The sequence below is a fragment of the Angustibacter speluncae genome (assembly GCF_054777815.1).
Genome location: NZ_BAAHAF010000071.1, coordinates 1 through 10,699 on the forward strand (window position 1 = coordinate 1; position 10,699 = coordinate 10,699).

9 protein-coding genes are annotated in these 10,699 nt (G+C 74.3%); 7 read left to right on the plus strand and 2 right to left on the minus strand.

What is annotated here, in order from left to right; all coding sequences use genetic code 11:
* The first annotated feature begins 89 nt into the window (after positions 1 to 89).
* The 7 genes from ruvA (at position 90) to ACYVKY_RS08145 (ending at position 8,570) form a co-directional block, all read left to right on the plus strand.
* Positions 90 to 689, plus strand: a complete 600-nt coding sequence (gene ruvA, locus ACYVKY_RS08115; protein WP_460434462.1) for a Holliday junction branch migration protein RuvA — start codon at positions 90 to 92, stop codon at positions 687 to 689.
* A gap of 49 nt (positions 690 to 738) precedes the next feature.
* Positions 739 to 1,818, plus strand: a complete 1,080-nt coding sequence (gene ruvB / locus ACYVKY_RS08120; protein WP_460434469.1) for a Holliday junction branch migration DNA helicase RuvB — start codon at positions 739 to 741, stop codon at positions 1,816 to 1,818.
* Between the two features lie 179 nt (positions 1,819 to 1,997).
* Complete coding sequence (gene yajC / locus ACYVKY_RS08125; RefSeq protein ID WP_460434463.1) at positions 1,998 to 2,330, plus strand: preprotein translocase subunit YajC; 333 nt, start codon at positions 1,998 to 2,000, stop codon at positions 2,328 to 2,330.
* A gap of 70 nt (positions 2,331 to 2,400) precedes the next feature.
* Entirely contained in the window at positions 2,401 to 4,404 is a 2,004-nt protein-coding gene (gene secD, locus ACYVKY_RS08130; protein WP_460434464.1) for a preprotein translocase subunit SecD, read from the plus strand.
* Position 4,405: 1 nt separating this feature from the next.
* Positions 4,406 to 5,578: a protein translocase subunit SecF gene (gene secF, locus ACYVKY_RS08135; protein WP_460434465.1), complete on the plus strand. Its 1,173-nt coding sequence runs from the start codon at positions 4,406 to 4,408 to the stop codon at positions 5,576 to 5,578.
* 1 nt (position 5,579) lies between these two features.
* Positions 5,580 to 6,116 carry a purine phosphoribosyltransferase family protein gene (locus tag ACYVKY_RS08140; RefSeq protein ID WP_460434466.1) on the plus strand — a complete coding sequence of 179 codons (537 nt, stop codon included), beginning with the start codon at positions 5,580 to 5,582 and terminating at the stop codon, positions 6,114 to 6,116.
* Between the two features lie 183 nt (positions 6,117 to 6,299).
* Entirely contained in the window at positions 6,300 to 8,570 is a 2,271-nt protein-coding gene (locus ACYVKY_RS08145) for a RelA/SpoT family protein (protein ID WP_460434470.1), read from the plus strand.
* A gap of 21 nt (positions 8,571 to 8,591) precedes the next feature.
* Here ACYVKY_RS08145 and ACYVKY_RS08150 read toward each other — a convergent pair whose 3' ends face one another.
* Complete coding sequence (locus ACYVKY_RS08150; protein ID WP_460434467.1) at positions 8,592 to 9,209, minus strand: hypothetical protein; 618 nt, start codon at positions 9,207 to 9,209, stop codon at positions 8,592 to 8,594.
* A 116-nt stretch (positions 9,210 to 9,325) separates the two neighbouring features.
* A partial coding sequence (locus ACYVKY_RS08155; RefSeq protein ID WP_460434468.1) for a DUF349 domain-containing protein occupies positions 9,326 to 10,699 on the minus strand: 1,374 nt, incomplete at its 5' end.

Consider the following 10,699-nt stretch of genomic DNA (forward strand, 5'->3'; position numbering starts at 1 on the left):
CCCGGCGTGTCGCGCCTGGGGCTCACACTCGACGTGAGGCGGCTACCGTTGCCGGTCGAACAGGTGTTCGTCAGGGAGGGGTGCGCACAGTGATCGCGTCGGTGCGGGGACGGGTGGCCGCGGTGCGGCTCGACGGTGCCGTCGTCGAGGTGGGCGGCGTCGGGCTGGCCGTGCAGGCCACGCCGGGCACGCTCGCGTCGCTGCGCACCGGGCAGGAGGCCGAGCTCGCCACCTCGCTCGTCGTCCGCGAGGACTCGCTCACGCTCTTCGGGTTCGCCGACGCCGACGAGCGCGACGTGTTCGAGACCCTGCAGACCGTGTCGGGCGTGGGGCCGCGGCTCGCGCTCGCGATGCTCGCCGTGCACACCCCCGACGGGCTGCGCCGCGCCGTCGCCACCGAGGACCTCACCGCGCTGTGCCGCGTCCCGGGCATCGGCCGCAAGGGCGCCCAGCGGATCGTGCTCGACCTGGCCGACCGGCTCGGTCCGCCGGACGGCGGGGCGGCGCAGGCCGTGCCGGTGGCCGCGGTCGCCGCCGGCGACCCCGACGTCGTCGAGGCCCTGGTCGGCCTGGGCTGGAACGCCAAGCAGGCCGAGGCCGCCGTCCAGGCCGTGAGCGCGGCCGACGACGCGCCGCGCGACCAGACCGGCCTGCTGCGCGCCGCGCTGCGCCACCTCGGACGCGGCTGACGTGGGCGGCGAGCTCGAGCGGCACCTCGACGGCAGCGTCGAGGTCGACCTGCCGGACGACGACGCGCACCCGGTCGACCTCGGGACCCGCGTCGTGGGCCCGGGCGCCGACGCCCTCGAGCGGGCGGCCGAGGCGGCGCTGCGTCCGCGCCGGCTCGAGGACTTCGTCGGCCAGCCGGTCGTGCGCGAGCAGCTGTCGCTGGTGCTGCGCGCCGCCCGCGCCCGCGGCACGGCGCCCGAGCACCTGCTGCTGTCCGGACCGCCCGGGCTGGGCAAGACGACGTTGTCGATGATCGTGGCCGCCGAGCTCGGCGCCCCGCTGCGCATCACCTCCGGCCCGGCGATCCAGCACGCCGGGGACCTCGCGGCGATCCTGTCCTCGCTCGAGGAGGGCGAGGTGCTGTTCGTCGACGAGATCCACCGCGTGGCGCGCCCCGCGGAGGAGATGCTCTACATGGCGATGGAGGACTTCCGCGTCGACGTCGTGGTCGGCAAGGGGCCCGGTGCCACCGCGATCCCGCTCGAGCTCCCGCCGTTCACGCTGGTCGGCGCCACCACCCGCGCCGGCCTGCTCGCCGCGCCGCTGCGCGACCGCTTCGGCTTCACCGCGCACCTCGACTTCTACGACGCGGCCGACCTGCAGACCGTGCTGCTGCGCTCTGCCGGGCTGCTGGAGGTGCACCTCGACGCCGAGGCCGCCGCCGAGATCGCGAGCCGCTCGCGCGGCACGCCGCGCATCGCCAACCGGCTGCTGCGTCGCGTGCGCGACTGGGCGCAGGTCGAGGGCGACGGTTACGTCGACCTCGCCGCCGCGCGCGCCGCCCTGCGGGTCTACGAGGTCGACGACCTCGGCCTCGACCGCCTCGACCGCGGTGTGCTCCGCGCGCTGTGCGAGCGGTTCGGCGGCGGACCCGTGGGCCTGTCGACGCTCGCCGTCGCCGTGGGGGAGGAGCCGGAGACGGTCGAGACCGTCGCCGAGCCCTTCCTCGTCCGCGAGGGGCTGGTGGCGCGCACCGCGCGCGGCCGGGTGGCCACCGCGGCCGGCTACCGGCACCTCGGGCTGGCCGTGCCACGCCGGCAGGCGTCCGGCGCCGCCCAGCTCGGGCTCGACCTCGACGACCGAGCGTAACGGCGGCGCGCTCCCGCGCGTCCACGTTGTCCGGTCTTCCCGGGCTCGCCTACACTCCGCGGGGGCTCCGGAACCCGTGAGGGCGTCCGACCCGTTGCCATGCCGTCCGGGCACTCCCGGTCCGGCCACCGTGCAGCCGCCCGGACGGGGCGCGCTGCGAGAGGACGTGGAACACCGCGATGGACGCGACGTCGTTGCTGCTGCCCCTGATCATCCTGCTGCCGCTGGTGCTGCTCATCCTGCGCCAGCGCAAGCAGCAGCGCGAGTTCCTCGCGCAGCAGGACCGCCTCTCGGTCGGCGCCCGCATCATGACCACGGCGGGTCTGTACGGCACGGTCACGCGCATCGACGACGACACCATGCAGCTCGAGGTCGCCCCCGGGCTGACGGTCACCTGGGCCAAGGCCGCGATCGGCCGCATCGTCACCGAGCCGTCGGCCGCCGAGGGCACCACCGCGACCGGGCACGGCGACGGCACGGGTCCCGACCTCACCAAGCCCGACCCGGCCTGAGCCCAGCACGCACCCGGACGCCCGGCGCGCAGCCGCCGGGACCGCACCCGACCGAGAAGAGATCGTTCCCGTGGCACCCACCCGCAAGCGCTCCCTGCGGCCCCTGATCGCCCTGACCGTCGTGATCGCCGCCATGGCCGGCGCCGTCGGCGCCGGCGCGAGGTGGAGCGAGGCCGAGTGGACGCCCAACCTGGCCCTCGACCTGGCGGGCGGCACGCAGATCATCCTGACGCCGAAGCTGGACGAGGGTGCGCGCGGCCAGATCACCCAGCAGACGATCAACGACGCGATCGCGATCATCCGCCAGCGCGTCGACGGCTCCGGTGTCTCCGAGGCCGAGATCACCAGCCAGGGCGGCAGCAACATCGTCGTCGCGCTGCCGGGTGACCCGGAGGAGCAGGAGCGCGCCCGGGAGCTCGTCAGCCAGTCGGCGCAGATGCAGTTCCGCCCGGTGCTGGTCGAGGCGGGTGCCGCGCCCACCGACCCGACCGCCGGCACCCCCGGCGAGGGCGAGCCCCCGGCCGACGGCACGGCGCCCACCGACGGCACCACCCCTACCGACGGCACCACCCCCACCGACGGCGCCACCCCGACCGACGGCACGACGGGCACGGCCCCCGCGCCCACCGAGAGCACGAACGGCCGCGCCGTGCCGCAGGCCTTCGCGCAGTCGACGACGCCGCCGGCGACCGACCCGGCCGCCACGACGCCGCCGGCGACCGACCCGGCGGCCACGCCCCCGGCGACCGACCCCGCGGCCACGCCTGCTCCCGAGCCGACCGACGCGTCCGACCTCAACCAGATCACCGACGAGATCGCGGCCGAGTTCCAGGCGCTGGACTGCACGAACCCGGAGAACCTGACCGGCGGTGACGCCGCCCCGGCCGACCAGCCGCTGGTCACCTGCGACCAGACGGGCGCGGCGAAGTACATCCTCGGCCCGGTCGAGGTCGAGGGGTCGCGCATCTCGCAGGCGTCCTCGGGCCTGCAGCAGACCCAGCAGGGCTTCACCACCGGCGAGTGGGCGGTCCAGCTCGAGTTCGACCGCGAGGGCGCCCAGCAGTTCCGCGCGGTCACCGAGCGCCTCATCAGCCTGCAGCAGCCGCAGAACCAGTTCGCGATCGTCCTGGACGACCTGGTGGTCTCGGCGCCGCGCACCAACCAGGTGATCTCCGACGGCAAGGCCGAGATCACCGGCTCGTTCACCCAGGCCACCGCGAGCCAGCTCGCGAACCAGCTGAAGTTCGGCGCGCTGCCGATCTCGTTCACCGTGGAGTCCGAGGAGCAGATCTCGGCGACCCTGGGCTCGGAGCAGCTGCGCAACGGCCTGCTCGCCGGCCTCGTCGGCCTGGTGCTCGTCGTGATCTTCTCGCTGCTGCAGTACCGGGCGCTCGGCCTGGTGACCGTGGCCAGCCTCGTGGTCGCCGGCGCGATCACCTACCTGACGATCCTGCTGCTGTCGTGGACGCAGGGCTACCGGCTCAGCCTGCCCGGCGTCGCCGGCCTGATCATCGCGATCGGCGTCACGGCCGACTCGTTCATCGTGTACTTCGAGCGCATCCGCGACGAGGTGCGCGAGGGACGCTCGCTCGTGGCCGCGGTCGAGACCGGCTGGCAGCGCGCCCGGCGCACGATCATCATCTCCGACGTCATCAACCTGCTCGCTGCCGTCGTGCTGTACGTGCTCGCCGTCGGCGGCGTCCGCGGGTTCGCGTTCACCCTCGGTCTGACCACGCTGATCGACCTCGTCGTCGTCATCCTGTTCACGCACCCGATGGTCGCCCTGCTGGCGCGGACGAGGTTCTTCGGCGGCGGCCACAAGCTGTCCGGCTTCAACCCCGAGCAGCTGGGCCGCCCCAGTGCCTACGCCGGACGCGGACGGGTCCGCACCCGCACCCCCGCGGCCGACACCGACACCGACACCGACGCCCCGGTCGACGGCGGCCGGATGACGATCGCCGAGCGGCGCGCCGCGGCCGCGGCGGCCGCCGACCCGGGCCGCGCGGACGACGGGGGCGCCGCCGACGACGGCGACTCCGTGCACGCCGGCCCGAACCTGACCAAGGAGTCCTGAGATGGCGTTCAGCTTCGCCCGGTTCGGCAACGACCTCTACACCGGCAAGCGCTCGATCGACTTCGTCGAGCGGTGGAAGATGTGGCTCGGCATCGCGGGCACCCTGGTGCTGCTGTCGGTGCTCGTGCTGGCGCTCAAGGGCATCAACCCCGGCATCGAGTTCCGCGGCGGCTCCGAGTTCCGCATCGACAACGTGCAGACGCTCGACCAGTCGATCGCCACCGACGTCGTGACCGAGGAGATCGGTGCCACCGAGGCGCCGCGCGTGTCCGCCATCGGCTCGAGCTCGATCCGGGTGCAGACCGAGCGCCTCGACAAGGACCAGACCGACGCGCTGGGCGACCGGCTGGCCGAGGCGTACGGCGTCTCGCCCTCGGACGTGACGTCCGCCTTCGTCGGGGCCTCCTGGGGTGCCGACATCACGCGCAAGGCCCTCACCGGCCTGGTGATCTTCCTCGTCGTCGTGACGATCGTGATGACGATCTACTTCCGGGCCTGGCAGCTGGCCGTGGCGAGCCTGGTGGCCCTGTTCCACGACCTGGTGCTCACCGCGGGCATCTACGCCCTGGTCGGGTTCGAGGTGACGCCGGCGACGGTCATCGCCTTCCTCACCATCCTCGGCTACTCGCTCTACGACACGGTCGTGGTGTTCGACAAGGTGCGCGAGAACACCGCGCACGTCATGAGCAGCACCCGCCGCACCTACGGCGAGGCCGTGAACCTGGCGGTGAACCAGACCCTGGTCCGGTCGATCAACACCACCGTCGTCGCGGTGCTGCCGGTGCTGGCCATCCTGCTGATCGGCGCGGTCCTGCTCGGGGCCGGCACGCTGCTCGACATCTCGCTCGCGCTGCTCGTCGGCATGATCACCGGCGCGTACTCGTCGATCTTCATCGCCCCCGCGGTCCTCGTGCTGCTGCGCCGCCGCGAGCCGGCCGTCCGCGAGCAGGAGGCCAAGGTCGCCAAGGCGCGCGAGGTCGCCTCCCGCGTCGGCCGGGCGGACGAGGCGGCGGTCCCCGTGGCGGTCGGCGGTGCGCCCGACGACGAGGGCACCACGCCGGCAGCGTCCACGTCCTCCACGTCCGCGTCCTCGCCGCGCACCCCGCGGCCCACCGGGCCGCGCAACCAGCCCAAGCGCGGCTCGCGCCAGCGTCCGTCCGGCCGGAAGCGCTGAGGTGACCGACCTCTCCACGCACGCCGGCACGGTGCGCGCCCTGGTGCGCGACGTCCCGGACCACCCGTCGCCGGGGATCCTGTTCCGCGACATCACGCCGGTGCTGGCCGACGCGGTGGGGCTGCGCGCGTCCGTCGAGGGGCTGGCGGAGCTCGTCGCCGACCTCGGCGCCGAGGTGGTGGCGGGCATCGAGGCGCGCGGGTTCGTGCTCGGCGCGGCGCTCGCCCACCACGTGGGCACCGGCTTCGTGCCGGTGCGCAAGGTCGGCAAGCTGCCGTTCACGACGCTGCGCGAGTCGTACGAGCTCGAGTACGGCAGCGCCGAGATCGAGGTGCACACCGACGCGTTCGTCGCGGGCCAGCGGGTGCTGGTCGTCGACGACGTGCTGGCCACCGGCGGCACGGCCCGCGCCGCGGCGCGGCTGGTCGAGGCGGCGGGAGGCGTCGTCGCGGGCATCGTGGTGCTGCTCGAGATCGAGGGTCTCGGCGGGCGCGAGGTGCTGGCCGACCGCGACCTGCGCGCGCTGCTCACGCTCTGAGCCACGCGCGCACGGCGGCCCCGGGGCCGCACGTAGACTGGACCCGTCGGCCGAGCGGAGGTGCCAGGCGTGGGTGACGAGGCGGGTCAGGAGCGCGCGGGCGGCGCGACCACGACCACGCCCTCCGACGCCCCCGACTCGCTGCGCCCGACCGGCGCCGAGCAGCAGGCCCAGCAGGTCGAGCTGCGGCCGGAGGACACCGGCCCGATCGGGCTGCGGGCCCGGCTGGCCCGGTTCGGCTCGCGCACCAGCAGCACCTCACCGGTCATCGAACCGCTGCTGCGCACGGTGCGCGCCAACCACCCCAAGGCCGACCTCGCGATGCTCGAGCGCGCCTACCAGGTGGCCGAGCGGGCGCACCGCGGCCAGCGTCGCAAGAGCGGCGACCCGTACATCACCCACCCCGTCGCCGTCGCGACGATCCTGGCCGAGCTCGGCATGACCGTGCCCACGCTGGCGGCGGCGCTGCTGCACGACACCGTGGAGGACACCGACTACGGCCTCGACCAGCTGACCGCCGAGTTCGGCGACGAGGTGGCCGGTCTCGTCGACGGCGTCACCAAGCTCGACAAGGTCACCTACGGCGAGGCGGCGCAGGCCGAGACGGTGCGCAAGATGGTCGTGGCGATGGCCCGCGACATCCGCGTCCTGGTGATCAAGCTCGCCGACCGGCTGCACAACGCCCGCACCTGGAAGTACGTCTCGCAGGCGTCCGCCGAGCGCAAGGCGCGCGAGACGCTCGAGATCTACGCGCCGCTGGCGCACCGGCTCGGCATGAACACGATCAAGTGGGAGCTCGAGGACCTGTCGTTCGCGACGCTGTACCCGGGCGTCTACGACGAGATCGTCCGGCTCGTCGCCGACCGCGCGCCGGCCCGCGAGGAGCAGCTGAACTCGGTGCGCGACCAGGTCCGCGAGGACCTGCGGTCGGCGAAGATCAAGGCGGTCGTCACCGGCCGCCCGAAGCACTACTACTCCGTGTACCAGAAGATGATGGTGCGCGGCCGCGACTTCGCCGACATCTACGACCTGGTCGCCGTGCGCGTCCTGGTCGACAGCATCCGCGACTGCTACGCCGTCCTCGGCGCCCTGCACGCCCGGTGGAACCCGGTGCCGGGACGGTTCAAGGACTACATCGCGATGCCCAAGTTCAACATGTACCAGTCGCTGCACACGACCGTCATCGGTCCGGGCGGCAAGCCGGTCGAGATCCAGATCCGCACGCACCTGATGCACCGCCGGGCCGAGCTGGGCGTCGCGGCGCACTGGAAGTACAAGGAGTCGGCGAACAAGGGCGGGGCGTCGGCGGCCGGCGACACCGGGTCGGTCGGCGAGATGGCCTGGCTGCGGCAGCTGCTCGACTGGCAGCGCGAGACCGGCGACCCGGGGGAGTTCCTGGAGTCGCTGCGGTTCGAGATCGGCGCCCGCGAGGTCTACGTGTTCACGCCGAAGGGCGACGTCGTCGCGCTGCCGGCCGGGTCCACGTCCGTCGACTTCGCCTACGCCGTGCACACCGAGGTCGGGCACCGGACGATGGGTGCACGCGTCAACGGCCGCCTCGTCGCGCTCGAGTCCGAGCTCGACAACGGCGACGTCGTCGAGGTGTTCACCTCGAAGGTCGCGGACGCCGGGCCGAGCCGCGACTGGCTGAACTTCGTCAAGAGCCCCCGCGCGCGCAACAAGATCCGGCAGTGGTTCAGCAAGGAGCGGCGCGAGGAGGCGATCGAGCTCGGCAAGGAGCAGCTCGCCAAGACGATCCGCAAGCAGCACCTGCCGGTGCGCCGGCTGCTCAGCCACGAGTCGCTCGTGGGGCTCGCCGACGAGCTGCGCTACCCGGACGTGTCGGCGCTGTACGCCGCGATCGGCGAGAACCGCGTCAGCGCAGCCAGTGTCGTCGAGAAGCTCGTCGCCGCGGTCGGCGGCGAGGACGGTGCCGAGGAGGACCTGGCCGAGGCCACCATCCCCTCGACGATCCCGCAGCGCCGACCGCGGTCCGGCAGCTCCGGCGTCGTGGTGAAGGGTCTCGACGACGTCTGGGTGAAGCTGGCGAAGTGCTGCACCCCGGTGCCGGGCGACCAGATCATCGGGTTCGTCACCAAGGGGTCCGGCGTCTCGGTGCACGTGCACGACTGCCAGAACGCCGCGGCGCTGCTGCAGCAGGAGGGCCGCATCGTCGAGGTCGAGTGGGCCGTCGACTCCTCCAGCCTGTTCCTGGTGCAGATCCAGGTCGAGGCGCTCGACCGGTCGCGGCTGCTGTCCGACATCACCCGGGTGCTGTCCGACCACCACGTCAACATCCTGTCGGCCAGCGTCAGCACCAGCCGCGAACGGCTGGCCGTCTCGAAGTTCGTCTTCGAGATGGGCGACCCGGGGCACCTCGGGCACGTGCTGTCGGCGGTGCGCCGCGTCGACGGCGTCTACGACGTCTACCGCATCACGGGCCGCAAGGGCTGAGACGCTGTGCGGCGCAGCCGGTCACACGTCGACGGCTGACCTGCCCAGTGGTCGGGACGCGCCGCTCCTGACGGCGCGCAGCACCCTCGCCGCGCGGGCCAGGCCCGGCACCGGGCCGCGGGCCACCAGGTCGTCGACGACGTCGGCGGGGTCGGTGCCGCGGGCCCACACCCAGGCCAGGGCGTCGTCGTCGCGCCCGGTGCCCCACAGCGCCAGGTCGGCCGCGGTGCGCACCAGCGTCGTCACCTCGACGCCGTGCACCCGCTCGACGGCGGACGCGGGCACGCGGACGAGCCGCACCCGCACGCCGTCCGCCACCCGCATCGCGGTCGCCGGCGGGGCCAGCACGTCGACGTCGTGGGCGTCGTGCGGCCCGGTGGGCGCGCCCGCGCGGCCCGGACCCCCGCGCGCCCACACCGACGCCGCCAGCCCGGCGACCCACCCGGGACGCAGCAGCTCGCGCAGCGCCGCCGAGCGGGCGACCGGCCACGGCTCGAGGTCGACGGGCAGGTAGAGGTCGTCGACGACGCGGGCGAGCTCACCGAGCTGCCAGCGCCGCCGCAGCACCGCGGCGGGCTCGACGCCGCCTGGCGCGAGGACCGGCCAGGCCGCCGGGGCGGTGCGGGAGCTGGTGGGCACGGCACGGTTCTGCCAGGGTCCGGCGTGCGCGCGCAACCGTCCCCGCCCGCACCTGTGGACGGACAGGCGTGCGCGACGGCCCTGTGGACGACGGTCCGTGGACGATCGAGGTGTGGTCAGGCGTGCTCGTCAGCGGTGCGGCGCACCGCCTCCAGCCACGCCCGGCGCGCGTCGAGCGCCGCGGCGGCGTCCTTCTCCGCGCGGGCGTCGCCGCTCGCGCGGGCCTGCTCGAGCTCGCGCTCGAGCTCGGCGATGGAGTCCTCGAGCTGCCCGACGGCACCCTCGGCCCGCGCGCGGGTCTCGGGGTTGGACCGCTTCCACTTCTGGTCCTCGACGTCGCGGACGGCCTGCTCGACCGTGCGCAGCCGCTTCTCGATCCGGCCCAGGTCGGCGCGGGGCACCTTGCCCGCGGCGTCCCACCGGTCCTGGATGTCGCGCAGCGCGGACTTGGCGGCGTCGAGGTCCTTGACCGGGACGAGCGCCTCGGCCTCGGTGAGCAGCTGCTCCTTCACGACCAGGTTGGCCGCGAACTCCTCGTCGGTCTTGCTCTGCTCGGCGTTGCGGGCGTCGAAGAAGGCGTCCTGCGCGGCGCGGAACCGCGCCCAGAGGGCGTCGTCCTCCTTGCGGCCCGCGCGGCCCGCCGCCTTCCACCGGTCCATCAGGGCCCGGAAGGCCGACGTGGTGGGGCCCCACTCGCGCGAGCCCGACAGCGCCTCGGCCTCGGTGATGATGCGCTCCTTGGCCGCCTTGGCGTCGGCGTGCTCGACGTGCAGCTGGGCGAAGTGGTGCTTGCGAGCGCGGTCGAAGGCGGTGCGCGCGTGGCTGAACCGCTTCCACAGCGCGTCCTCGACGGGCTTGTCGAGCCGCGTGCCGGAACGCTGCGCCTCGCGCCAGGTGTCGAACAGCTGCTGGAGCCGGTCGCCGGAGGCCTTCCACTGCATCGACCCGGTGTCGGCCGCCGCGATCTGCTCCGCCTCGGCGACGATCGCCTCGCGCGCCTGGCGCGCCTCCTCCTTGGCCGCGGCCCGCTGCTGCTCGGCCTCGGCCCGACGCCGCTCGACGACGACGTCGAGCTCGTCGAGGCGGGTGGTCAGCCCGGCGAGGTCACCGACGACGTGCGCCTCCGGGAGCTGCTCGCGGACGGTGCGCAGCGCACGCGCGACGTCGCGGACGCCCGCGCCCTGGGCCTGCAGCCGCTGCTCGGCGAGGTCGACCTGCGCGACGAGGTCGTCGTACTTGCGGCCGAAGTAGGCCAGCGCCTGCTCGGGCGTGCCGTCGGGGAACGAGCCCACCGGGCGCTCGCCGCTCTCGGCGGCGGGGTCGGTCACGTAGACCGTGCCGTCGTCGGCGACCCGTCCCCACGGCGTGGGGTCGCTGGCGGGGCGCAGCGGGTGCTCGTCGGCGGCGGGGGCCGCGGGCTCGGTGGCCGCCTCGGGCGCACCAGGGCGCGGCCCGGCGCCCGGCCGGGGACCCAGGCGGGGGCCCGGACG

Excerpts from the sequence above, each read along its gene's own strand:
- yajC (WP_460434463.1), top strand. The coding sequence starts at position 1,998 with ATGGACGCGACGTCGTTGCTGCTGCCCCTGATCATCCTGCTGCCGCTG.
- secF (WP_460434465.1), top strand. The coding sequence starts at position 4,406 with ATGGCGTTCAGCTTCGCCCGGTTCGGCAACGACCTCTACACCGGCAAG.